The 23,642-nt window shown below is 37.4% G+C and carries 23 protein-coding genes; 21 read left to right on the top strand and 2 right to left on the bottom strand.

Going from position 1 to position 23,642, the window contains the following annotated elements; translation table 11 throughout:
- Window positions 1-180: 180 nt before the first annotated feature.
- Window positions 181-348, top strand: coding sequence for a hypothetical protein (locus QA584_RS12995; protein ID WP_278274928.1), 168 nt, complete (start codon window positions 181-183; stop codon window positions 346-348).
- A 225-nt stretch (window positions 349-573) separates the two neighbouring features.
- Here the strand turns inward: QA584_RS12995 and QA584_RS13000 are convergent, their stop codons facing one another.
- A complete protein-coding gene (locus QA584_RS13000; protein WP_278274929.1) occupies window positions 574-1,989 on the bottom strand; it encodes a glycosyl hydrolase family 18 protein in 1,416 nt (471 codons plus the stop codon).
- Between the two features lie 498 nt (window positions 1,990-2,487).
- Entirely contained in the window at window positions 2,488-2,745 is a 258-nt protein-coding gene (locus QA584_RS13005; protein WP_278274930.1) for a hypothetical protein, read from the bottom strand.
- 583 nt (window positions 2,746-3,328) lie between these two features.
- Here QA584_RS13005 and QA584_RS13010 point away from each other — a divergent pair.
- The 20 genes from QA584_RS13010 to QA584_RS13105 all read left to right on the top strand — a co-directional run bounded on the left by QA584_RS13010 (window position 3,329) and on the right by QA584_RS13105 (window position 23,594).
- Window positions 3,329-4,000: a flagellar brake protein gene (locus QA584_RS13010; protein ID WP_278274931.1), complete on the top strand. Its 672-nt coding sequence runs from the start codon at window positions 3,329-3,331 to the stop codon at window positions 3,998-4,000.
- A gap of 1,399 nt (window positions 4,001-5,399) precedes the next feature.
- Window positions 5,400-6,278 (top strand): nitrogenase iron protein, encoded by an 879-nt coding sequence (gene nifH / locus QA584_RS13015; protein WP_278274932.1) that lies wholly within the window; start codon window positions 5,400-5,402, stop codon window positions 6,276-6,278.
- Between the two features lie 12 nt (window positions 6,279-6,290).
- Window positions 6,291-6,533: a hypothetical protein gene (locus tag QA584_RS13020; protein WP_278275251.1), complete on the top strand. Its 243-nt coding sequence runs from the start codon at window positions 6,291-6,293 to the stop codon at window positions 6,531-6,533.
- Complete coding sequence (locus QA584_RS28600; protein WP_331487920.1) at window positions 6,530-6,694, top strand: hypothetical protein; 165 nt, start codon at window positions 6,530-6,532, stop codon at window positions 6,692-6,694. The genes QA584_RS13020 and QA584_RS28600 overlap by 4 nt, the downstream gene beginning before the upstream one ends.
- Window positions 6,694-7,836, top strand: coding sequence for a nitrogenase component 1 (locus QA584_RS13030; RefSeq protein WP_331487921.1), 1,143 nt, complete (start codon window positions 6,694-6,696; stop codon window positions 7,834-7,836). The genes QA584_RS28600 and QA584_RS13030 overlap by 1 nt, the downstream gene beginning before the upstream one ends.
- Before the next feature lie 325 nt (window positions 7,837-8,161).
- A complete protein-coding gene (locus QA584_RS13035; protein ID WP_278274933.1) occupies window positions 8,162-9,031 on the top strand; it encodes a radical SAM protein in 870 nt (289 codons plus the stop codon).
- 95 nt (window positions 9,032-9,126) lie between these two features.
- Complete coding sequence (locus QA584_RS13040) at window positions 9,127-9,483, top strand: NifB/NifX family molybdenum-iron cluster-binding protein (protein ID WP_278274934.1); 357 nt, start codon at window positions 9,127-9,129, stop codon at window positions 9,481-9,483.
- Window positions 9,484-9,601: 118 nt separating this feature from the next.
- Window positions 9,602-10,555, top strand: coding sequence for a transporter substrate-binding domain-containing protein (locus tag QA584_RS13045; RefSeq protein ID WP_278274935.1), 954 nt, complete (start codon window positions 9,602-9,604; stop codon window positions 10,553-10,555).
- Window positions 10,556-10,572: 17 nt separating this feature from the next.
- Entirely contained in the window at window positions 10,573-11,265 is a 693-nt protein-coding gene (locus QA584_RS13050; RefSeq protein WP_278274936.1) for an amino acid ABC transporter permease, read from the top strand.
- A 78-nt stretch (window positions 11,266-11,343) separates the two neighbouring features.
- The gene (locus QA584_RS13055) at window positions 11,344-12,051 is read left to right on the top strand and encodes an ABC transporter permease subunit (protein ID WP_278274937.1); all 708 of its coding nucleotides are present in this window, start codon (window positions 11,344-11,346) and stop codon (window positions 12,049-12,051) included.
- Window positions 12,048-12,800: an amino acid ABC transporter ATP-binding protein gene (locus QA584_RS13060; RefSeq protein ID WP_278274938.1), complete on the top strand. Its 753-nt coding sequence runs from the start codon at window positions 12,048-12,050 to the stop codon at window positions 12,798-12,800. The genes QA584_RS13055 and QA584_RS13060 overlap by 4 nt, the downstream gene beginning before the upstream one ends.
- A 75-nt stretch (window positions 12,801-12,875) precedes the next feature.
- On the top strand, window positions 12,876-13,649 hold the full coding sequence (locus QA584_RS13065) for an ABC transporter permease subunit (protein ID WP_278274939.1): 774 nt from the start codon (window positions 12,876-12,878) through the stop codon (window positions 13,647-13,649).
- Between the two features lie 111 nt (window positions 13,650-13,760).
- Window positions 13,761-14,513: an ABC transporter ATP-binding protein gene (locus QA584_RS13070; RefSeq protein WP_278274940.1), complete on the top strand. Its 753-nt coding sequence runs from the start codon at window positions 13,761-13,763 to the stop codon at window positions 14,511-14,513.
- Window positions 14,514-14,533: 20 nt separating this feature from the next.
- On the top strand, window positions 14,534-15,982 hold the full coding sequence (locus tag QA584_RS13075; protein WP_278274941.1) for a nitrogenase component 1: 1,449 nt from the start codon (window positions 14,534-14,536) through the stop codon (window positions 15,980-15,982).
- Between the two features lie 4 nt (window positions 15,983-15,986).
- The gene (locus QA584_RS13080) at window positions 15,987-17,273 is read left to right on the top strand and encodes a nitrogenase component 1 (protein WP_278274942.1); all 1,287 of its coding nucleotides are present in this window, start codon (window positions 15,987-15,989) and stop codon (window positions 17,271-17,273) included.
- 181 nt (window positions 17,274-17,454) lie between these two features.
- Window positions 17,455-20,094: an alanine--tRNA ligase gene (gene alaS / locus QA584_RS13085; protein WP_278274943.1), complete on the top strand. Its 2,640-nt coding sequence runs from the start codon at window positions 17,455-17,457 to the stop codon at window positions 20,092-20,094.
- A 396-nt stretch (window positions 20,095-20,490) separates the two neighbouring features.
- Entirely contained in the window at window positions 20,491-20,667 is a 177-nt protein-coding gene (rpsU, locus tag QA584_RS13090) for a 30S ribosomal protein S21 (RefSeq protein ID WP_033166800.1), read from the top strand.
- Between the two features lie 214 nt (window positions 20,668-20,881).
- The gene (gene yqfC, locus QA584_RS13095) at window positions 20,882-21,256 is read left to right on the top strand and encodes a sporulation protein YqfC (protein WP_278274944.1); all 375 of its coding nucleotides are present in this window, start codon (window positions 20,882-20,884) and stop codon (window positions 21,254-21,256) included.
- A 48-nt stretch (window positions 21,257-21,304) separates the two neighbouring features.
- A complete protein-coding gene (gene yqfD, locus QA584_RS13100; protein WP_278274945.1) occupies window positions 21,305-22,546 on the top strand; it encodes a sporulation protein YqfD in 1,242 nt (413 codons plus the stop codon).
- Window positions 22,521-23,594: a PhoH family protein gene (locus QA584_RS13105; protein WP_278274946.1), complete on the top strand. Its 1,074-nt coding sequence runs from the start codon at window positions 22,521-22,523 to the stop codon at window positions 23,592-23,594. Before yqfD ends, QA584_RS13105 begins: the two co-directional genes overlap by 26 nt.
- Window positions 23,595-23,642 lie beyond the last annotated feature (48 nt).

The following is a 23,642-nucleotide window of genomic DNA, read 5'->3' on the forward strand; positions in this document are numbered from 1 at the left end:
TTACTCTAAAATTCTTAGTAAAGTATTGATATATAAGGCAGGTAATTGCGAAACTCCATTCTTGCATTTTAATACAATGCAAGAATCTATAGGAATAATTGATGATGTAATAATATACCAAAGCAAGTTATAATAGAGGTATCAATTTAATCGTCTGATTTTATTCAAAGGAGAAAACATATGAAAAAGATAAGCGTATATGTATTAGAACAAACTGAGAATGCAGCTGATAATGTACTTAGTGCCCCATATGAAAAATTAGCCGCATGGTTATGGGATCATGATCTGGAAGTAGTTAATATTCTGTGTGAAGATGTTGAGGATGAAGAGGCTATCAAAGAGATATAAATAAAGTATCAATTACATAAGCAGTTAATAATCCCGGAAGTATTGGTGCAGTCTAACCTTTTGCATTGACTTTACTTCCGGGATTTTTTTCATTTAACTATAACATTGGTACCAGGTACGGTAGAATTCAAACTAATTTCATGTGAGAGGGTTTCAAATTCGGTATAAACTTGAATAACGAATGCTTTCATATTCTTTATATTATTAAATAGTGCGTTGCAGTCTTTATTCATTAAAATTTTCCCGTACCTTTTCACCAATTGCATTTAACAGGCTTTTACTTAAATCCGTAGTATCCTGGGAAAGTTCCCAGATCATAATACCGCCTACATTGTCGCAAGCCCACTGGGTTTTTGCCTTAATGGTAGGGATTCCGTTGTAATATGCCTGCATACCATTTATTATGGATACGTCTGTATTATAGGCATTGGGATTGGCAGTAAGGATATCTGAATAGGATGCCCAGGAAGGTCTGCCGTAAAATGGTACGCCTAAGACTACTTTAGACGCCGGCATATGTCTGGTGTCCCGCCAGTATTTTGCAGACAGGACGGCAAAATCGTAGGTGGAATGTCTGATGCCGTCTCCGCCGTCATAAGCCATAACATTAAACCAGTCTACGGTGTTGATAACCGTATCAGTTTGTGCAGCGGAATCCCAATATACAACACCGTCAGGAGTAACACCGCTTAAAACGGCTGCGGTCAAAAGCATATTATTTTCATTTAGTTTGCTTCTTAAATATACCATCAGATTTGTATAGCGGGTTTTACTGTCCCCGTCTGTTCTTGGGTGTTCCCAGTCGATGTCCACCCCGTCGAAACCGTATTGTTTTGCCATTGCTACAATAGAATTACCAAATTTAACTATCTTGTCCTGGGTTTCGGTAGCTGATATAAAGGTAGATTCCAGGGGTGTTCCATTATAAGACCAGCCTCCGACTGCTAATAGTACCTTAACGCCGTTTTGATGTGCTTTTTGTATGATTTGTGTTGCGGCAGAGGAATTTTCTAAGGGCAGCAAGGAACCATCACTGGTTGGAATGGCAAATGCATAATTTATATGGGTCAGATTATTATACTGTATGGTATTGATTTTCCCGGGTTCCCAACTGGGATAGTATCCAACTACTTTAAAGCCGGTGGGAAGGGGATTTGTTGGGTCAGTAGGATCAGTAGGGTCTGTTGGGTCAGTGGGGTCTGTACTGGATATCAGCTCCCAGACATCAGCGCTTCCCGGAGTTTCACCTCTTGTCCACCATTTTGCTTTGTAGTTATGTCCGTTATAGGAAACCATATCCCCGCCTACATAAGCTTTCGTGCTGTTCCAGGCTTCATAGGAACCATTCGGCTCAGAGATAAGTTGCCAGACATCAGCGGTGCCAGGGACTTCCCCTTGTGTCCACCATTTTGCCTTATAGGTTAGACCATTATAAGTAACCATATCCCCGCTTACATAGACCTTACTGTTTTCCCACGGGGAATAAGCTGTTGTTAGATTAACTGCTTTCGCATCCGGAAGGACAGAATAACTACCTGTATTTGTAGTTAAAGCGTTTGCCTGTAATAAAGACGGATGGATGAGAGCTGCTATTAATACCAGAATAACCATACCTATAAACTTCGTTCTTTTTCTTAACATAGAGATACCTTCCTTTTCTTAAATTAAACTGTTAATTTACCTGCATACTCTTATGAATCATTGGGACTGTCCGAGTGTTTCTTTGTCTGGCCTTAATATAAGTCTGCCAGACAGCGTAAGTTAATTAAAGCTTCTCTGAAAAAGGATTATAATTGTATGATTTTCCAATGCCCTCCTTTCGGTTCCTGTGCATACCAGACTGTAATACAATTGGTCCCAAGTTTATGTAAATTACAGCCAGCTTTGCACCTTGCTTACGGACATAAAATCCGTACCGGTATTCCCATCGTGCATAGGGGTAGTTACAAATTAACTTTGCCTTGAATGGAAGTAAATGTCAATTGTATTACTTGTTAATTTTTGACTTTACTTGTGGTTTGTAGGTAAAAAACTAAAAGGCAATATGACCAAAATTCAAATCCAAAAAGCTAAAAGGAAAAAAGGGCATAAAAAAAGATAAATAAGTTTACACTATTTATCTTTTATAGACCGATATGCTTATTGGTAAGTATCATGATGCTTGTCGGAATTCCTTGTTACATAGCTGGAACATAAAACGTGACATTTCTTACGGGTAAGACTCTTAGTATTACCGGATTGTATAAAACGGTAGTATAAATGATCCAGAATCTTATTAACGATTAAGCCCATAATAATAAGGGCAATCACCCAGGGTAAAAAGCTTTCAAAAGGTGTTAAGAAAAATTTAATATATGAATTCCAGATAAATTCTTTTGTTAAAATTTCAGTTAACATATTCTACCTCCTTACTAAACGTAAAGATTTGTTGCAAAATTCCAGTTTTATGGACATGAGTCCGGATATGGTAATGGTTTGAGCTGCTCCGGAATTATGTAAGAATTTATGAACTTACAACAATTCATTTCTAGTTACTAACAGTATAAATTAAAAATGGTAAACTGTAAAGTTAGAAATTTATTAAAATGAAAATTTTAGTAACCGAAACAGAAAAATTTTTATCCGTTATTAAGAATTGATTATAATTCCTTCAGAGTATAGCAGCCGTTTTGCAGTGCCGCGGATATTATGTGTTGATTTTTCTTACAAGGTCCATAGTCAGGACACATCTTAGGCACACTGGACGGACGAAATAATCTGCCTTATCAGGAATAATACCAGACTTTACAGAGTATTCAAGGTCTCTAATCAGTGGTGAAGGCTTATTGGCTTCTATCTATTGTTGTTTAACTGTCGCACAATCTGCGAAAAATATCATAAAATGAAGATTTTTATCTAAAAGTTATAACTGGATAACCCCTGTTATTGCATTGTATAATTACCTGTCTTATGGTAAAATTCGCATAGGAGGGTGGGAGTTATGAAATTAATCGATTTACCGGAGAAAACAAAATTGGAACTGCGTTTCGGCTATAAAAAAAGAAAGTACAATATGGAAGTAGAAATACAGATGAAAATCGCAGATTACATACTCATACAGGCTATCAACAGCAATGGTGAGCCGATTAGAAGAGCGGATATGGACGATCCTGTATTAACTTATAAAACAGAAACCGGGTTATTTATCTTTAAAGCCGCTGCCTTTAAGCTGGTTACTTATAAAGGAGGTTATATGTATGCAGTTAGTAGTCCAAATGAGGCCGAAAAGGTAAACCGAAGGGAAGCATATAGAGTATATATTAATGATCCGGTACTCCTAAAAATAACCAAAACCAATCAGAATGTTATTGAACTATCAGGAATATTAAAGGATATAAGTCTTACAGGCATGGGAATCATCCTGCCCTATAAAGGGGAAGACATAAAAACCATGGAAATAATACTTGACTTAACAAGAAACACTAATATTAATCTAATGGGAGATGTAGTCCGTATCAAGGAATTACCAAATAATAAAGGATATCTCTACGGCTGCCAGTTCCAAATTCAAAAGGAAGCCTTAAGCCGGTATATCATGAGCAGACAGGTACGGAACAAATCAAAAAATCAAAGTTATAAACAGGATATCAGTTTAAATATTGATAATATATAAGTAATTCTAATGTGGTGTTAGTATGTAATAACAACTAAAAAAATTTACATACATACTCCCGATTTAAAAACCAATAAAAATAACCTACAAACAAATCTTCCAACTAAAACTAGTTCACAATATACATACAGCTAACAAATCCCAAATTATGAATAGACAATATAATAACCTAATTTCGAGAAATTAATTATTTTGACTGTAGCAAAAGAGCTAAAAGTATGAATATCTAATATCAGTTGCTTTCTAATGCTTTATAAGTTCAATTTTAAATGATACTATTATATCATTCACTGTCGCAATTTATAGATCTAATCTAGAAAATTCTCTCTCAAACACTGTATTTTTATCAAGCGACTTACGTCTTTAAAATCAAGCCGCCTAATCTGATTTTTGGTCGGAGTCTTGACTGAAAAATGCAGTGCACCTTGATCACTGAAAGAAAATTGAGTGTGCGCTAATATTTCTAAAACATACGTTGTGAAATCTTTTGACCTTCTTATCCAAAACATTTATTTAGTTATGAGAATGAAAAGCACAAGTAAAAAATGAAAAATTCAATGAAAGCAAAATGAAAATGAATCGAAAAGCCCATGAAAATAGCATTAAGCCACACCTTCTGTCTGTGATAAACCAGGCAGCAGCCGGACTAGTTTGAAATATTCTTGCATTGAAAGGGTTCCCTATGACACTTAAACTCCGGAAATTGCGCCAAGGAGGAAAAGAGTAACTGTCTGAGCGGCAGCGAGTTTTACACTTTTCCTCCTGCTTTAAGCAATCTCCGGAGTTTTTAGTGACATAGGGGTTCCTTTCCTGCAAGAATAATTCAAACTAGTCCGGCTACTGCCGGAAACCCAACAAAGCCCCCTTTCTACCGATAAATATATATTCACAGAAAACCTATTGACAAAATATAAAAATAATATTATACTTACAAAAAATCATACATATACTATATGAATATATGGAAAAGGTTATAGAGGATTAAATTACTAAAAGAATAATTAAGGTTGACCAGTTACCTGGAGGCTTTAGAAAACAGTTTAAATCGTTTTCTATTGCCTTTTTTTTATTATTCTCATCAGGAAATGTTTATGATTTGATTTCAATGATAAATGACAAAAGGAGAGCGCAAAATGAAAAAATCAAAGAAAAGCATACTAATTACTTTAGTTATGTACTAACTTTTACAGTCGGTGCCTGCCAAAAAATGAGTCTGAATCCGAAATAGCAGCAGTAAACGGTCTGAAACTACCTCGGTAAATGAAGCAGAACCTGTCAAAGCAACTGAAACTTTCATAACGAAAGAAGTAAATTTAAAAGAAATATAAAAATTGAAAGGATGCCACGCATTTTTGTGGCAGTATCACAAGCATACTTGGGATACGTAATGGGTGTAAAAATGTCTAAAAAAATAACACAAATCGCAATCTATGGAAAAGGAGGTATTGGTAAATCTACCACAACTTCCAATATAACAGCTGCCTTATCAGAACAGGGTTATAAAGTCATGCAGTTTGGCTGTGACCCCAAAAGTGATTCAACCAATACCCTTAGAGATGGTAAATATATCCCGACCGTACTTGATACCCTTCGAGAGAAATCTTCGGTTAAAGCTCATGATGTTATTTTTCAGGGATTTAACGGAATTTATTGTGTGGAAGCCGGCGGTCCGGCACCTGGGGTAGGCTGTGCTGGCAGAGGAATCATCACCGCGGTAGAACTGTTTAAACAGCAGAAAGTCTTTGAGGAATTGGATCTGGATTATGTAATTTATGATGTACTGGGAGATGTAGTCTGCGGCGGTTTTGCAGTACCCATACGGGAAGGCATAGCAGAACATGTATTTACGGTATCTTCTGCAGATTTCATGTCCATCTATGCTTCCAATAATCTATTTAAAGGGATACATAAATATTCTAATTCCGGCGGCGCTTTACTGGGAGGAGTCATTGCAAATTCTATCAATGCTCCGTATGCCAGAGAAATCATTGACGATTTCGCCCACAAAACAAATACCCAGATCATGGAATATGTACCTCGTTCCGTTACGGTAACACAAAGTGAATTACAGGGCAAGACCACAATAGAAGCTGCACCAAATACCAAACAGGCAGAGGTATACCGTTCCCTGGCAAATAAAATAGCAAACCACACTGAGTCGAAAGTACCGTCCCCCCTTGAAATCAGTGAACTAAGGGAATGGGCAGCAAAATGGGGAGATTATTTGTTAGCCTTGGAAACAAGTACAATAAAACCTGAATTAGCCGCTAATTTGTAGGAGGTAAATTAAATGGCATTAAACTTAAAGGTATCGAGTGTAGGAACCAGGGAAAACAGATTGGGTTCCATAACTGGTTATAACGGTGATTTACAGGACTTGGTCAATCAATCCAGATGCGGGACTTTAAAGAACAGAGAACGTTGTTTCAGCCAGTCCACCAGCCGGACATTTACTTTTCAAGACATCCGGGTACTACGGTATGGGCCATTAAGCAGGGAATCGCTGCTTTATATGTGGCGGATGAATATATGATATTCGGCTATAAAGGAACTCTTAATTTTGCTAAATCGGTGTTAGATACGATACGAAACAGGAGTTTTGAAAAAAATCTGGCTAAAAGGGTGAAGCTTCCTTATACAGAATGGTGGTATCAACAGAATAATGGTGCGCTCTTAAAGGAGGTTTCGGAGTAATGGCAAAAATATTAGATCAGCCAAGATATAAATGTGCGCTGGCGGCGATGCAGACCGTACAGGCAATTTCAAGAGCCCTTCCGATTCTGCACTCCGGTCCAGGCTGTGCAGAAAAATTAAGCGGAAGTGTAGGAAGTTCGGGGCTTTATTCCCCCCATATATTTCCCTGTACCAGCATTAGTGAAAAAGAGGTTATCTTTGGCGGTGATGATAAATTAGAAGAAACCATTGAAAATTCCTTAAAAGTGATTGATGCGGATCTATATGTGGTATTAACCGGATGTACCTCTGAAATTGTAGGTGACAATGTAGAAGATGTGGTCAGGAAATTTAAAAACAATGATAAGCCGGTAATCTATGCTTCTACGGCAGGTTTTAAAGGAAATAATTACAGAGGTCATGACTGGATTCTAAAAGCAATCTTTGATCAATATTTAAAACCGGCAGACCATATAGAAAAAGGACTCGTCAATATCTGGACCGGAATCCCCATGCATGATCCTTTTTGGCTGGGTAATTTAAGGGAGCTTGAGAGACTGGTGGCCGAACTTGGCTTAATACCTAATATAATCTTCGGCCATGGCAAAGGAATTAATAATATAAATAAAATTCCGGAGGCAGAATTTAATTTATTAGTATCCCCCTGGGTAGGCCTTGAAAGCGTTAGGTTTTTAGAAGAAAAATTCGAAACCCCTTATCTGCACTATCCGGTGCTTCCCATCGGAGCCTTTGAAACAACCAAATTCCTGCGTACCGTAGGGGAATATGCAGAGGTTGATGCTGCTAAGGTAGAAGAAATTATTACAAAACACGAAGAAGATTATTATTACTATATTGAACGGTATGCGGATGTATTTTTAGAAACCCGTGTTATGGCAAAAAGGTTTGTTACCGTGTCTGATGCGCAGAACAGCCTTGCCCTGACTAAATTTCTGGTAAATGATTTAGGACTTTTTCCTTCCAAGCAATATATTGTTGATGATACCCCGGAAGAATACCGGGGATTAATAGCAGGTTATTTTGAAGATTTAAACTACGGTATTAAAGCAGAAGCCGGGTTTAGTAGCGACGGGCATGAAATACATAGTGAAATTGAAAGTGCTGATTTTAATGGATATCCTTTAATTCTTGGCAGCAGCTAGGAGAAGGTTTTAGCAAAAAAACTGGATGCTCATTATTTAAACGTTTCCTACCCTGTTGTAGAAAGATTAATTATTAACAGCAGTATTGCAGGATATAATGGCGGGTTGAAACTGTTAGAAGATATTTATTCGGTGGTACTTACAAGATTTAACTAACAAATTAGTTTTATTACAAATTCTTTATTTCATTCCGTAAAAGAATATGGCATGTTAATTTCATTACTTAAGTGAATGAAAGTTTTACATTTGATTTAGGTTTAATGAAAGTTTTGACATTCTAATCCTGGTTAATGATATGAGAACTAGAAAGAGAAGGTTTGCTTATTTGAAAAATTATGAAAATTTAAAAAATTCCCACCCATGCTTTGGCGGACAAAAGAATAATAAAGGAAGGATACATTTACCGGTCAGTCCGGGATGTAATATCGAATGTAAATTTTGTGACAGAAAAATCAATGCTTATGAGCAAAGACCCGGAGTGACTTCTTCTATTATAAAGCCGCCGGAAGCCCTTGCTATTATTAAACGGTCTCTGGAACTATGTCCGGATATTACAGTTGCTGGGATTGCGGGACCCGGAGATACTCTTGCAACGAATTATGCCTTTGAAACGTTTCGGCTAATAAAGGAAGAATATCCTGAAATAATAAAATGTATGAGTACCAATGGTTTATTGTTAAACGAAAAGGCGGAGGAAATAATAAGAATAGGAATTGATTCCCTGACTGTAACCGTAAATGCAGTGGATAAAAGTATTTTGGCTAAGCTGTGCAATGGTATTATTTATCATGGTGTAAGGTATGAAGGTGAAGAAGGGGCGGCGATTTTAATAAAGAATCAGCTGGCCGGGATTAAAAAGATAGCTGCTGCCGGAATTACAATTAAAGTAAATACAGTGTTGGTTCCCGGTATTAATGACGGTCATATAGAAGAAATTGCAAAAGCAGTCAGTGAAGCCGGAGCCACCATATATAATATTATTCCTTTGATACCCCAGTATGAGTTATCTGATTGTAAGTCTCCTACCTGCAGTCAGATTGATGGAGCGAGACTGAAAGCAGAAAAGTATATTGATGTCTTCAGACATTGCCAAAGATGCAGAGCGGATGCGATTGGAATACCGGGCGAACAAGATTTCGGAGATCAAATCTATTTTAACAGAATTGCGCTTAAAGAAACTTTTTCCCATGGATAAATCTTTATCCTGTTACCATCAATTACATATACAAAGTTTTCAGGTCAGGATATGGATGCAGATCAGGTATAGAATTGTGCAGGAAGGAAGTAAATATGTCATACAAAATAGCAGTTGCAAGTACGGACGGCAAAGTTGTCAATCAGCATTTTGGAAGAGCTGAAAAGTTTTATGTCCTGGAAGTAAATGAAGATAATGATTTTTATTATGTGGAGGAAAGAGATAATATTGCTGCCTGTAATGGAGGAACACATAGTGATGAGGGGTTAGACCTTACGGTACAATTGCTTTCAGACTGCAAATATGTTTTGGTCAGCCAGATTGGACCGGTAGCGGAATATGCACTCAGCAAAAAAGGAGTTACGGCATTTGCAATTTCACATTATATTGAAGAAGCTGTGAAGAAATTAATTCGTTTTAATAGTGAAGTTAAGATTAATAAATTAAGTTAAGTTTATTCTCAGGAACCGGATGAGGCTTTAGAAATGAGTTTAACAGACACCATTTATATATGGAAACATAGGCTTTTTACGTTCCCGAGAGTACTCAATAAATAATGGAGGATAATGTATGCAGAAAATTGTCAGCAGGAAGAAAAGTATATTAGTTTTAGGGAGCCTTTTATTAATAGCGATGGTGGCAGCCGGTTGCGGTACAAAGAAAACGGTAGAAACAGTAGAAGATAAAACTTCTGCTAACAGTGCTGATATTAGTGGTGATGAAACTACCACAGGTGATAAAACTACCACAGGTGATAAAACTACCACGGGAGATACAGCTGCCGCAGCAGATGAAAATACTGCAGGCGGAAAAGTCAGGAAAGTTATTATCGGAACCGGAACCTCTTTTAAACCTTATTGCTATCTGGACGAGAACGGAAAACTTGCCGGATATGAGTATGAAGTTTTATCTGCGGTAGACGAACTGCTGCCTCAATATGAGTTTGAATTTCAGACATTTGAATTTGCTAATATTTTAGTTGGTATCGATGCCAAAAAGATTGATGTAGGCGCTCACCAATTTGAGCTGAATGAAGAACGGCAGGCAAAGTACCTCTTTACCAATGAAAGTTATACCACCTTTATATTAAGGATTACGGTAGATAAAAACCGTGATGATATAAAGAGTCTGGATGATCTGCAGGGGAAAAAAGTCCAGACCGGAACCGGCAGCAATGCTTCCTACATACTAGAACAATATAATAAAGAACATGCCAATTCTCCGATTAACCTGATTTATTCCAGTGAGACTTCGGAACAGCAGGTGAATAACATTGCAAACGGAACCTATGATGCAATTATTTCTATTACCAGAGTAGTTGAAAATCTGAATAAAGAATTTGGAGATCACTTAAAAACCGTTGGTGACCCAATTGCAAATTCTAATACTTACTTTGTTTTAAATAAGGATGATGTGCAACTAAGGGATGACATCGACGGTGCACTAAAAATCTTAAAGGAAAACGGTAAATTAGCTGAACTCTCTATTAAAATCATTGGTGCAGATTATACGACAAATGATTAAAAGAAGGGAAGCAGAAAATGTCAGATTTTTTTTCTTTCAGCAGAGTAGTAGAATATTTCCCTAAAATACTATCCAGAATCCATATTACGTTAATCATCGTTTTATCAGCTACCATAATCGGACTTTTTCTTGGAGTTGCTTTGGCCTTTTTACGCATTTATAGAATTATAGTGTTAAATCAGCTGGTTCAGATCTTTATATCGTTTGTCAGAGACACTCCTATTATAGTACAGATGTTTTTAGTCTATTATGGATTGCCGGTATTTGTGGAGTTTGCTTTTAAAATAGATATTAACAGGTGGGATAAATTAATATTTATTATTATTACATACGGTTTAAATGAAGCGGGGTTTATGGCTGAGATAATAAGAGCTTCCATCTTAGCTATACCAGCCGGGCAGACGGAGGCAGGATATTCGGTCGGCTTATCCGGCCGGCAGACATTTTTAAGAATTGTGGCACCTCAAGCTTTAAGAGTTGCAATTCCACCGCTTGGAACTAATTTTGTCGGGTTATTCCAAGGTACTTCTTTAGCTTATCTGCTTGGGATTATTGATATTTTAGGTAAGGTGAATGTTATTGGTGCAAATACCTATCATTATCTGGAGGGTTATACCTGTGCCGCAGTGATTTTTGTAGTTATCAGTATTATCCTGGAAAAAGCATTTAAATTACTTGATATACATTTAAAGTGTACTCTTGGAAAGTAGAATAAGTTAAGGCCATGTAATAAATCTGTTTCATCCATACTGATTTTATAGTGTGCCAAGGCACGGATAGGAGCTAATATGAGTATTAATTATCCTCAGATACTGGTCAGTTTAAACTATGCGGTAAAGTTTGTACCGGTAACCTTATTGTTAACCTTTGTACCGTTGTTATTAGGGATATTAATCGGCGGAGTCATTGCAATTGTGAGGGTATACAGGATCCGATTCCTGTCATATGCAGTAGATGTTTCTGTTACAATCTTTAAAGGAATACCCTCCACACTGATTATACTGATATCCAGTTTGTTTTTCACCAAAGCGTTTGATAATTTTGCAAAAGCATTCAATTGGTCAATCCGGACAAAAGATATTAATGTAATTTACATAGCATTATTTGCACTATCGATTACAGCAACCGTATCAATTTCAGAAACGATCCGGGGTGCCTTGCTATCGATTGAACAAAATCAGTACGATGCAGCTTATTCCATTGGATTAACAAAATTTCAAACCTTTCAAAGAATTATTCTTCCTCAGGTGTTTTTAGTAATTATACCAACCCTTTCAGGTAATTTAATTGGTCTGTTAAAAGGTTCTTCCATTGCATTCTTAATAGGTGTATCTGAAATTCTAAATAGTTCATTAAGGACGGCCAATGCTACTTATGCTTTTTTAGAGGCTTATATTGCAGCTGCTATTATATACTGGGGTTTAGGTATTCTAATTGAAATTTCAGGGAAATTCATAGAAAAGAAATTCAGCTGTTACAGGAGGAATTTAGCATGATAGAAATAAAAAATATCCATAAGGCATATGGTAAAAACAAAGTCTTAAGGGGAGTGGATATAAAAGTGGAAAAAGGAGATGTTGTGGTAATACTCGGCTCAAGCGGTTCCGGAAAAACAACATTATTAAGATGTATTAATTTTCTTGAAAAAGCAGATGAAGGGGAGATCAGAATAAATGATAGGCAAGTGAAATTTAAGAATGCCAGTAAAAAAGAAATACTTGACATCAGAAAGAAAACAGCCTTTGTGTTCCAGAATTATAATTTATTTAATAATAAAACCGCACTGGAGAATGTAACAGAAGGGCTTATAGTTGCCAGGAAGATTCCCAAAAGGGAAGCAGAAGAGAGAGCGAAGGATACTCTTGACAAGGTTGGACTGTCACAAAAGTATGATTCCTATCCCAGCCAGTTATCCGGCGGACAGCAGCAGCGGGTTGGAATAGCCAGAGCACTTGTGTTAAATCCGGAAGTGATTTTATTTGATGAACCCACTTCGGCCTTGGATCCAGAATTGATTGGAGAAGCTTTGGCAGTTATTAAAAAAGTTGCAAAAGAAGGTATTACCATGATTGTTGTTACTCATGAAATGTCTTTTGCTTCGGATGTTGCAAATCATGTAATATTTATGGATGAGGGAGTAATCGTAGAGGAAGGAACTCCGAATGAGATTTTTACACATCCGAAAGAGGAACGGACGATACAATTTTTAAAGAGAATTCTGCCGGAAGCAGTATATTATATTTAATGTACTACATATTTTTAGGAACGAAACAGATCATAAAATAATATTAATTATTAATTGAAAAGGGAGGATAGCGTAATGACGAATATAACAAAACCAGTGAAAAAAGCATATGAAATAATTTTGCCGATGATTCTACCTGTGTTATTCATTATAGTATGGTTTGCATGGATTGCCATAATAAACCCCAATACTAACCTGCCATCTCCTATTGATATTATAAACAGGGCGTTTTCTATGAGTATCCATGGGCAATTGGCAGAATACACATGGATTACTTTAAAACGTGCTTTAATCGCACTTATAGCCGGAGGAGGATTCGGATTCTTGTTAGGCATAATAAACGGCATATTCCGATCGGCAGATATCAGTTTGAATACAACAATACAAATTCTTAGGAATATTCCGGTTCTGGCTTTTATAGCCCTTGTGCTTGTACTATTTGGCATAGGTGAAAACGTTAAAATTATCCTGATTGCTTGTGATGTATTTTTCTCAGTTTATATAAGCATTTATGGTGGTATTAAATCTATCGATGCCGGACTGATTGAAATGGGGAAAGCTTATGGTCTAAATAAGGTTACTCAATTTAAAGAAATCATTTTTCCGGCTGTTTTTTCTTATTTTAGTATCGGTTTAAGGCTCTCGCTTAGAACGATGTGGCTGGTCTTAATTGCAGTAGAGCTAATTGAACCCGAAGACGGAATTGGTTATATGGCCATGAATGCAGTAAAATCAGCACAAATGGAGGAGTTAGTTTTAAGTGTTATTATGTATGCATTATTAAGTAAACTTTCTGATAGCATGGCAAGGGCATTTGAAAGAAACGTATTAAGCTGGCAGGAAGCTTAAGAATTTTAGGAAATCCTATTCAATGATACGTTGCCTTATTTTTGAGTAGAGGGAAGATAACCGAAGTGTTAGTTCTTCGCTCAAATATATAGCAGCAAAGAGGTGACTTTAATGTACGAAAATAAAAATGGTTTTCAGATTGATATAAGTGGTCTCAATAAAAATAACGGTAGCCGAAATGTATTTAATAATCTAAATATTACAATTAAGGCAGGTGACTTTGTAGCGATAGCAGGTCGCAGCGGTTCTGGCAAAAGTACATTATTACGTATGATATCGGGTCTTGACAATTTTGATTCCGGCAGTCTGAAGGTGGAGGGGAATGAAGTATCTGGTGTTGATAAAAATATACGGATTCTATTTCAGGAAGCGAAACTGATTCCCTGGAGAAATATAATTAAAAATGTGATTTTAGCAACAACCGATAAGAGTGAAGCAACGGCAGCGCAGATTCTGGAGAAGGTCGGGCTTATTAATAAAAAATATGCATGGCCAAAAGTTCTGACGGAAGGAGAGAAACAAAGAGTCTCCTTAGCCAGGGCACTTGCCGGAAAACCAAAGGTTCTTCTGCTAGATGAACCGTTAGGTACGCTGGATGCACTAACGAAACTGGATATACAGAGTTTAATCGAAAAGCTTTGGCTGGAACTGGGCTTCACAGCAGTTCTTGTCACCCGTGATGTAAGTGAGGCAGTCAGACTGGCAAACCGGGTGATAATATTAGACAATAATAATATAACTATAGATTTACAGATAACCTTGCCCCGACCCAGAATAAAAGATAATGATGCTGATTTTTTTGAACAGTATAAACTTATGGAAAAAGAGAAGGAGCAGGTCGTACCATCTAACTTGAAAATATGATATAGGAGGTAATTATTAGTATGAGTAATACCTATTCCGGTATACGTGAAAGCCGTCCCAATACTTTTAATGATTGCGGCGGTAACAGCCGTGAATTATCATCAGAATTTGGAAAACGTTGTTTAAAGTTAGCGGACCGAAGCTTCAGTCAGGGACTTCAGTGCCAGCAGATTAACAGTATGTCCGCATTGATGTCACTGGAGGATTCCGTTTTTATAGCCCACTCACCACAAGGCTGCGTGGGGTGTACCACAATGGCAAGTGATATGTACCGTGTCGGTCAGGCACACAGAGGTGCTAAACTCATTAAAAGCCCCAGGATTATTGTGTCCAATCTTGATCAGCGGGATATTATTTTAGGTGGTGAAAGTAAGTTAAAAGAAGCCATCGGGTATGCGTCAGAACGTTATAATCCCAAAGTGGTTTTCGTATTTACTTCCTGCGCTTCAGGAATTATAGGAGATGATATTGATGCCATCGTACGGGATATGCAGTCTAAAACGGAAGCCTTAATTATACCAATCCACTGTGATGGTTTTAAATCTAAAATATGCGCCTCCGGTTTTGATTCTGCGTTTTTATCTATATCCAAATATATATTAAATGGAAAAAAGTCAGAAAAACAGAAAGGTCTTATCAATCTTTTTGCACCAACTTCTATCAGTTATAAAGATCAGCTGGAAATGGAACGAATGCTTAGTCTCCTTGGATTAACGGTAAATTACATACCTTTTTACAGCACTCTTGAAAAAATCAGAACCATACCGGCTGCACAGGCCTCGACCTCAATTTGCAAGGTATTTGCAGATGAGTTTATGAAGGAACTGGAGGAAGATTATGATATTCCCTATTCTCATACGGTAATGCCCATAGGTGTAAGAAATACGGATAAATGGTATAAAAGTGTTGCGGCCCTCTTTGGAAAAGAAGCAGAAGCGGAGGCATACATAGAAAAAGAACATGCCAGAATATTACCTGAGATAGAAAAAATTAAAACGCGTCTTCAGGGAAAACGGGTTTTCATCTGTGGAGGTACCGGACGTTCCTTTGCAGCGGCAGCCTTAATTGATGATTTTGGTATGAAACTTGTAGGTTTGGAAACGCCTACTTATGACGATGATGCACAGCTTGATATTGATTATCTGAATGAAATTCATGGTGACTATGTGATAGATATTGCAAATATGCAGCCTTTTGAACAAGTAAATATTGTTAACCGACTAAAACCCGATGTGTTTATCGGTGTTGCCAGCTGGTCCGCAAGACTAGGGATTCCGACCACACATGTTTTGGATATGAAACGTCCAACGATGGGCTATGATGGTATTTTATATCTTGGTAATAAAATTGCCGATCAAATTGAAAACCCCGGCTTTAATAAAAAGCTTGCTGCATATGCCCGTTTACCATATAAAAAAACCTGGTATGACTCGGATCCATTTAAATTCATAAAACCCTTAGGAGAGTGATAGTATGTCCGTTGTAACAGAAAATCCACGCGGTAATTGCGTACTTGGCGGTATTAATGCCGTGTTAAGTGCTGTAGATAAAGTATGTCCCATTTTTCATTCTGGTCCTGGCTGCTGTATGCAGACTTCGGCCGGTGAACCTGGGCAGGCCGGAGGCCGTACCCCTCACTTTTTATCCAGTGTATCTCTGCCTTCGTCAAATATGCTAGAGAGAGAAGTTGTATTTGGCGGGATTAATAAACTTCGTTCCACAATTGAAGGTGCCATTGAAATTATTGATGCGGATGCTTATTTTATCCTGACCGGATGTACGGCTGGAATTATTGGAGATGATATAAAGAGTGTAGCAAATGAATTTATTGCAAAGGGAAATAGTGTTTATCCCATTGAAACTCCCGGCTTTGCCGGAGACAGTTACTTAGGTTATGAAGCAGCCTTTAAAACCTTTCTGGATTATATAGTGGAAGAGAATCTTACGAAACAGGATAACCTGGTTAATTTATTTGGGATTATGCCTTATCATGATCCATTCTGGGCAGGGAATTTTGAAGAACTAACTAGAATACTGAAAAAACTGGGGCTAAAGGTAAATACCTTCTTTACGGAACATCAGGGAATAGAAACCATAAAAACTTCTTCAAAAGCCGCTCTTAACATTATTGTTAATCCATGGCTGTTAAAAAGTACAGCAAAAGAGTATAAAGAACGTTTTGGAATACCTGTCCTTAGAATTCCCGGTCTGCCAATTGGTGCAACGGATACGACAAAATTTGTACGCCAGGTTGCCAAAGCACTTAAACTGGATGAAGAAATAGTACAAAAGGTCATAGAAGAAGAGGAAACTTATATATATAATTATTTAGAAACGGCCATAGGTGCTCTTAGCTGGAAGCGGTTTGCAGTGGTAGGTGATGCAAACACCGCGGTGGCAGTAACGAGATTTCTTGCCAATGATTTCAGTTTTACTCCTGTTATAACAATCATAACCGATCCGGTGTTTCGGGATGAGGATAAAACCCGAATCATAAATCAAATTTCGGATTTAGAATATGCTAAACCGCCGGAAATACGATTCGAAACAGATCAATATAAAATAACCAAAGCCTTAGAAGCGCATAGTGAAATAACCTTATTAATTGGCAGCACCAATGAAAGAGAATTTGCCATGTCCAGGGATATCCAGTGCAGTGTGATCTCATTTCCCATCACTGACCGGTTAATCTTTAACCGGACTTATGCAGGTTACAGAGGAAGCCTGACCTTTATTGAAGATTTATATGATAATCTATAGAATTTATTCGATGATAAAAATCGCTCAAAATACAGTTACTGAATTTTGGAACGTCACATATCCCTCCTTGCTATTTTATTGACAAATAATAAATTAATCCTTATAATAAAATACTAGCGATTCCCTAATCAGAACCGGGAATTAACGTAAAATGATAAATTGTGCGCAGGAGGCAAATAGAGTGAAGGCATATGGAGTAAATGAACTAAGAAAAATGTTCTTAGATTTCTTTGAAAGTAAGGACCATCTTAAAATGAACAGTTTTTCTCTTGTTCCCCAAAATGACAAGAGTTTATTATTAATTAATTCAGGTATGGCACCATTAAAACCATATTTTACAGGACAGGAAATTCCACCACGTAATAGAATAACCACCTGTCAGAAATGTATCCGTACCGGTGATATAGAAAACGTAGGAAAAACAGCAAGACACGGCACTTTCTTTGAGATGCTTGGTAACTTCTCCTTTGGAGATTACTTTAAGACAGAAGCAATCCACTGGTCCTGGGAGTTCTTAACAGAAGTGGTTGGACTGGATGCCAATCGTTTATACCCCTCTGTTTACCTTGACGATGATGAAGCCTTTGACATTTGGAATAAAGAAATCGGCATTCCTGCACAGAATATCTTCCGTTTTGGTAAAGCAGACAATTTCTGGGAACATGGCGCTGGTCCCTGCGGTCCTTGTTCAGAAATCTATTATGACAGAGGAGAAAAATACGGCTGCGGCAAACCGGATTGCACGGTTGGCTGTGACTGTGACCGTTATATCGAAGTATGGAATAATGTATTTACTCAGTTTGAAGGCGACGGAAACGGCAATTATACAGAACTAAGCCATAAGAACATAGATACCGGTATGGGACTTGAAAGACTTGCAACTGTTGTTCAGGATGTAGATTCCATCTTTGATGTGGATACCATTAAAGCACTTCGTGATAAAGTTTGTGAAGTAGCAGGGGTCATCTATAAAAACGATGCGAAAATAGATGTATCCATCCGTTTAATTACCGATCATATCCGTTCTGTAACCTTTATGATTTCAGATGGTATCATTCCGTCCAATGAAGGCAGAGGCTATGTTCTGCGCAGATTGTTAAGACGTGCGGCAAGACATGGTAGATTACTTGGTGTAAAAGACCGTTTCTTAGCGACTTTAAGTACTACGGTTATAAAAGAATCCAAGGATGGTTATCCGGAACTGGAAGACAAGAAAGATTATATATTAAAATTATTAACGATTGAAGAAGATAACTTTAATAAAACCATTGACCAGGGTCTTAGTATTTTAGCTGAATTAGAAGAAGCACTGGTTAAGGAAAACAGCAAGACGTTATCCGGTGAGGATGCCTTTAAGTTATATGATACCTATGGTTTCCCCTTAGATCTTACTAAGGAAATTCTGGAGGAAAAAGGTTTTTCTATCGATGAAGATGGTTTCCAGAAAGCGATGAAAGTTCAAAGGGAAACTGCCAGAAGTGCCCGTGCTGTTACGAATTATATGGGTGCTGATGAAACCGTTTATCAGCAGTTAGATCCAAGTCTTACGTCTGCCTTTGTAGGTTATGAAAAGACCAGCAATGTCTCTAAAATAATTGCTTTAACCACAGAGTCCGAATTAGTAAAGGAGTTAATTGCAGGTCAAAGCGGTACGATTTTCGTAGAAGAAACCAGCTTTTATGCTACTAGCGGCGGGCAGGCTGCGGATACCGGCCTTATTACAACGGCAGATGCAGAATTTGAAGTGGAAGATACCATTAAATTACAGGGTGGCAAGATTGGTCATGTTGGAAAAGTAACCAAAGGTATGTTTAAAGTATCAGAAAACGCAACCCTTACCATAGATGTCGATAAGAGACTGGCAACCGGTAAAAACCACAGTGCGACTCATTTACTGCAAAAAGCACTCCGTCTGGTATTAGGTTCCCATGTAGAACAGGCAGGTTCCTTAGTAACCAGTGATAGACTCCGTTTTGACTTTACTCATTTTTCAGCTTTGTCCAAAGAAGAAATCAGCCAGGTAGAAGCTATTGTTAACGCAGAAATAGCAAAATCCCTTCCGGTAAATACGGATGTGATGACCATCGAAGAAGCTAAGAAAACCGGAGCGATGGCTTTATTTGGTGAGAAATACGGGGATAAGGTAAGAGTCGTTTCCATGGGAGAATTCAGCAGAGAACTTTGCGGGGGTACCCATGTAAGTAATACCGGAACCATTCTGGTATTTAAAATTGTTTCTGAAACAGGTGTTGCTGCCGGTGTAAGAAGAATTGAAGCCCTAACGGCTGCAGGAGTATTTTCATATTATAATGAAATTGAAAAAGAATTAAACCTTGCTGCGAAAACAGCTAAAACGGAACCGGTCAATTTATCAAAACGTATCGAGACACTGCAAGAAGAAATAAAAGCCTTACAATCAGAGAATGAGAAGCTTAAGAATAAATTAGCAAAAGATGCTTTAGGCGATGTTATGAATCAGGTGACAGAAGTTAAGGGAGTTAAGCTATTAGCTGCCAAAGTACCTGGTGTTGATATGAACGGACTGCGTAACTTAGGAGATCAGTTAAAGGATAAATTAGGTGATGGTGTTATTATCCTTGCTTCCACAGCAGAAGATAAGGTGAATTTAATTGCCATGGCTACCGATAATGCAATGGCGAAAGGTGCCCATGCCGGTAATCTGATTAAAGAACTAGCCGTTTTAGTAGGCGGTGGCGGCGGCGGACGGCCCAATATGGCTCAGGCCGGCGGAAAGAATCCGGAGGGAATCGATTCTGTTGTTGAACGTGCGCCAAAAGCCCTGGAGGGTCAGATTAAATAGATAAGATAGTTAGCAGATACCATGCAAATGATATGAATTTTTATATTTGAATCCGCCTGTGGAATTACAGAATCTGGAAACTTGTATCATGTGTATGGTATGCCATAAGGATAATTCCGAAACTGTGTTTTCCAAAATTATGGAAGAAAATGTATCCTTTTCCTATGCAGCTGAATATAGTATCATATATTTGTTAATTAAGGTTGTTCACTTTGACGAATAGTCAATAGTTATAGTCCGTTTCGTACTGAATTATTAATAAAAAAATATTTTCATGCATAAAAAATGGTTGACGAATAAGAAATTTATGCTATAATCATAATAGTGCTATTCAAAAAATACCCAAACAGTTGTATAGGCACAATACACAACTGGAGGGAGGTTAGGTGTGAGACTATGTCAAATGTTATTGTAAAAGATAATGAGACTTTAGATAGTGCTCTACGTCGATTTAAGAGAAACTGTGCGAAGGCAGGTATTCAGCAAGAAATCCGTAAAAGAGAGCATTATGAAAAGCCGAGTGTAAGACGTAAGAAAAAGTCTGAAGCAGCTCGTAAGCGTAAATTCAAATAGTGGATAATATCTACAAAGGTAAGCCCTTGAGCCCATTGGTTCAGGGGTTTTTATTTATTTTACAGGAAAGTTCTCTGAACTTACCAATAAATAAAAGCCTTCCAGGCAGGATGCATAGGTAATAGAATATTTCAAATATAACCGGTTCGTGCATAAGACAGGAATTCTTCCCATATATTCTATAATAGTACTTAAGTAGTATGGAGTGGTATGGATGATTAAAAAGCTTAAATCCAGTCATAAGAAATTTAAACAAAAATCAAATAAAGAAATATATGATCATATCGAGAAAAAGAAAAAAAAGGAAGATACCGAGCGGGCGAGTTATCTCGAAATCCTCTCCAGCCAGTTAAAGCTTCCCTCGGATATGCTGGCAGGAGCACCCATTGTGACTGCAATTGGAAGAAGTGAGGTCTGTATAGAGAATTATAAAGGAATCCTTGAATACAACAGTGCCTTAATTAAAATCCTGACCAAAATCGGCAGCATACATATAGAAGGAAAAAATCTAAATATTGCTTATTTTACCAACGAAGAGATGAAAATAACTGGCATGATACATACTATAAACTATGTAAATAACAGATGAGAAAAGACATCTAGACTGGCAATTTTAATTTTAACTGGAGGTATTGGCATGCTGATAAAGCTATTACACTGGTTGCGCGGTTACTTACTGATAAGAATGAAAGGGCAATCTCCGGAACGTTTTATTAATCTGTGCAGCAATAGATACATATATCTTTGGGACCTAAAACATAAGGAAGGGGAGTATGAGTTTCGGATTATGCTAAAGGATTATCTGAAACTTAAGCCCATAGCAAAAAAAACCGGCACGATTCCTTTTATAAAAAAAAGATATGGATTCCCTTTTTTAATACACAAGTATAAAAAACGTAAGGGTTATCTGGCAGGAATTCTTCTTTTCTGTACGATTCTATACATACTTTCACTTTATATATGGGATATTAGTGTATTAGGCGGACATTCCTATACCCAGGAAGCCATGCTGAAATTCTTAAAAAATAATCGGATCTATATCGGGCTGCAGAAGAAAAATATTGACTGTCAGGAAATTGAAGAATTAATCCGAGGGACTTATAATGATATCGGATGGGTTTCTGCCGAAATAAAAGGTACAAGATTAATCATAAAAATTACAGAAACCAATATGCCCGCACCGGCTGTAACGGCTACGAAGAACTGCCATATTGCGGCATCGAAAGACTGCATCATTACCCACATTATTACCAGAACCGGGACCCCAAAAGTAAAAGTCGGCAGTGTGGTGAAAAAAGGTGACATACTGGTATCCGGTGTAGTGGATATTATTGGGGATAATGATATTTTGCTGGCTAAAAAACCGGTAATTGCGGATGCGGATGTCATCGGTAAAACCTTTTATGATTATAAAGACAAAATTCCTATAAATTATACCCAAAAACTGTATACCGGAAGAAGTAAAAAGGGATACCTTGGTTCCTTACTGCTGAAAAAATTTAATTTATATAAACCTAGAATTCCTTATGCAAAGTATGATATAATTGTCAATGAATTTATGCTTCATCTAAGTGACAATTTTTACCTGCCAATTGGTTACTCGGTCATTCAGTATCCGGAATATGAAGAAATTAAAAAGAAATATACAAAGGAAGAAGTTACAGCATTAGCCAATGAAAAATTAAAACGTTTTTTAGAGGAATTAAAGAAAAAAGATGTTTTAATTGTTGAAAATAATGTAAAAATAGCAATAGAGAATAATACTTGTATCGCATCCGGCAAAATAATCGTGCAGGAATCCGTAAAGGAATTTAAATCTATTGACGACAGTGAGTGGAGGATTATAGATACAGATGAGTCTAATGGAAACGATAATTGATGTACCGGCTGAACATGAGAAAAATGTATTTGGTCAGTTCGATGCTTATGTTAAAATGATTGAAAAAACTTTAAATGTAACCGTAATTGTAAGAAACGGAGAAATTAAGCTAATCGGAGAAAACGATAACGTTACGAAAGCTAAAAGTGTATTTGTGCAATTAATTGAATTATCCAGAAGAGGCAATACCATAACGGAGCAAAATGTAAGTTATGCCCTGTCTTTATGCTTTGAGAATAAAGAATCGGCTATCGTGGAAATCGATCAGGATTTAATCTGCCATACCATAGCAGGAAAGCCTATAAAGCCGAAAACCCTTGGACAAAAGTCCTATGTGGACTTGATACGCAAAAGGATGATTACCTTTGGTATTGGTCCTGCCGGTACCGGAAAAACCTACCTGGCCATGGCTATGGCAGTTACTGCTTTTAAAAATGATGAAGTAAGCAAAATTATCTTAACCAGACCCGCAATAGAAGCCGGTGAAAAATTAGGCTTTCTGCCGGGAGATTTACAAAGTAAAGTTGACCCGTATTTAAGACCCTTATATGATGCATTGTATCAGATTATGGGTGCGGAAGGTTATCTTAAGAATACAGAAAAAGGTTTAATCGAAGTTGCTCCGTTAGCTTACATGAGAGGCCGGACCCTCGAGAATGCTTTTATTATTCTGGATGAAGCCCAGAATACCACTCCAGCCCAAATGAAGATGTTTTTAACCCGAATCGGGTTTGGTTCTAAAGTTATTATTACCGGGGATTTATCCCAGAAGGATTTGCCTGCCGGGACCCAGTCAGGTCTTGATACAGCTATAAAAGTACTGAGCAAAATCGAGGATATCGGATTTGCTTACCTTACCGGTCAGGACGTTGTCAGACATCCGCTGGTTCAAAAGATTGTTATGGCTTATGATGCTTATGAAAGTAAAATAAGTAAAGCAGAAGTAAAAGATAATCCTTCCCGGTTCCAAAGAAAAAAATTAAATGGCACCAAAGTCCAGAATTTTGAGCGGAATGGTGATAAATCATCCAAAAGAAGAAGATATTAGTAAAATACGAAAGTTAAGTCTGTACCTTACAGGCTGATGGGGGTTTTT

The organism is Anaerocolumna sp. AGMB13025 (genome assembly GCF_029689925.1).
In the GTDB taxonomy this organism is placed as follows: Bacteria; Bacillota; Clostridia; order Lachnospirales; family Lachnospiraceae; genus Anaerocolumna.

Bases quoted from the DNA above. Each gene is read 5' to 3' on its own strand.
- QA584_RS13030 (WP_331487921.1), top strand. From the start codon at position 6,694: ATGGCAAAAATATTAGATCAGCCAAGATATAAATGTGCGCTGGCGGCG.
- yqfC (WP_278274944.1), top strand. From the start codon at position 20,882: ATGATTAAAAAGCTTAAATCCAGTCATAAGAAATTTAAACAAAAATCA.
- QA584_RS13045 (WP_278274935.1), top strand. From the start codon at position 9,602: ATGCAGAAAATTGTCAGCAGGAAGAAAAGTATATTAGTTTTAGGGAGC.
- QA584_RS13080 (WP_278274942.1), top strand. From the start codon at position 15,987: ATGTCCGTTGTAACAGAAAATCCACGCGGTAATTGCGTACTTGGCGGT.
- QA584_RS13040 (WP_278274934.1), top strand. From the start codon at position 9,127: ATGTCATACAAAATAGCAGTTGCAAGTACGGACGGCAAAGTTGTCAAT.
- QA584_RS13010 (WP_278274931.1), top strand. From the start codon at position 3,329: ATGAAATTAATCGATTTACCGGAGAAAACAAAATTGGAACTGCGTTTC.
- QA584_RS13000 (WP_278274929.1), bottom strand. From the start codon at position 1,989: ATGTTAAGAAAAAGAACGAAGTTTATAGGTATGGTTATTCTGGTATTA.
- QA584_RS13055 (WP_278274937.1), top strand. From the start codon at position 11,344: ATGAGTATTAATTATCCTCAGATACTGGTCAGTTTAAACTATGCGGTA.
- QA584_RS13065 (WP_278274939.1), top strand. From the start codon at position 12,876: ATGACGAATATAACAAAACCAGTGAAAAAAGCATATGAAATAATTTTG.
- rpsU (WP_033166800.1), top strand. From the start codon at position 20,491: ATGTCAAATGTTATTGTAAAAGATAATGAGACTTTAGATAGTGCTCTA.
- QA584_RS13060 (WP_278274938.1), top strand. From the start codon at position 12,048: ATGATAGAAATAAAAAATATCCATAAGGCATATGGTAAAAACAAAGTC.
- QA584_RS28600 (WP_331487920.1), top strand. From the start codon at position 6,530: ATGATATTCGGCTATAAAGGAACTCTTAATTTTGCTAAATCGGTGTTA.
- yqfD (WP_278274945.1), top strand. From the start codon at position 21,305: ATGCTGATAAAGCTATTACACTGGTTGCGCGGTTACTTACTGATAAGA.
- QA584_RS13005 (WP_278274930.1), bottom strand. From the start codon at position 2,745: ATGTTAACTGAAATTTTAACAAAAGAATTTATCTGGAATTCATATATT.
- nifH (WP_278274932.1), top strand. From the start codon at position 5,400: ATGTCTAAAAAAATAACACAAATCGCAATCTATGGAAAAGGAGGTATT.
- QA584_RS13020 (WP_278275251.1), top strand. From the start codon at position 6,291: ATGGCATTAAACTTAAAGGTATCGAGTGTAGGAACCAGGGAAAACAGA.
- QA584_RS13050 (WP_278274936.1), top strand. From the start codon at position 10,573: ATGTCAGATTTTTTTTCTTTCAGCAGAGTAGTAGAATATTTCCCTAAA.
- QA584_RS13075 (WP_278274941.1), top strand. From the start codon at position 14,534: ATGAGTAATACCTATTCCGGTATACGTGAAAGCCGTCCCAATACTTTT.
- QA584_RS13105 (WP_278274946.1), top strand. From the start codon at position 22,521: ATGAGTCTAATGGAAACGATAATTGATGTACCGGCTGAACATGAGAAA.
- QA584_RS12995 (WP_278274928.1), top strand. From the start codon at position 181: ATGAAAAAGATAAGCGTATATGTATTAGAACAAACTGAGAATGCAGCT.
- QA584_RS13070 (WP_278274940.1), top strand. From the start codon at position 13,761: ATGTACGAAAATAAAAATGGTTTTCAGATTGATATAAGTGGTCTCAAT.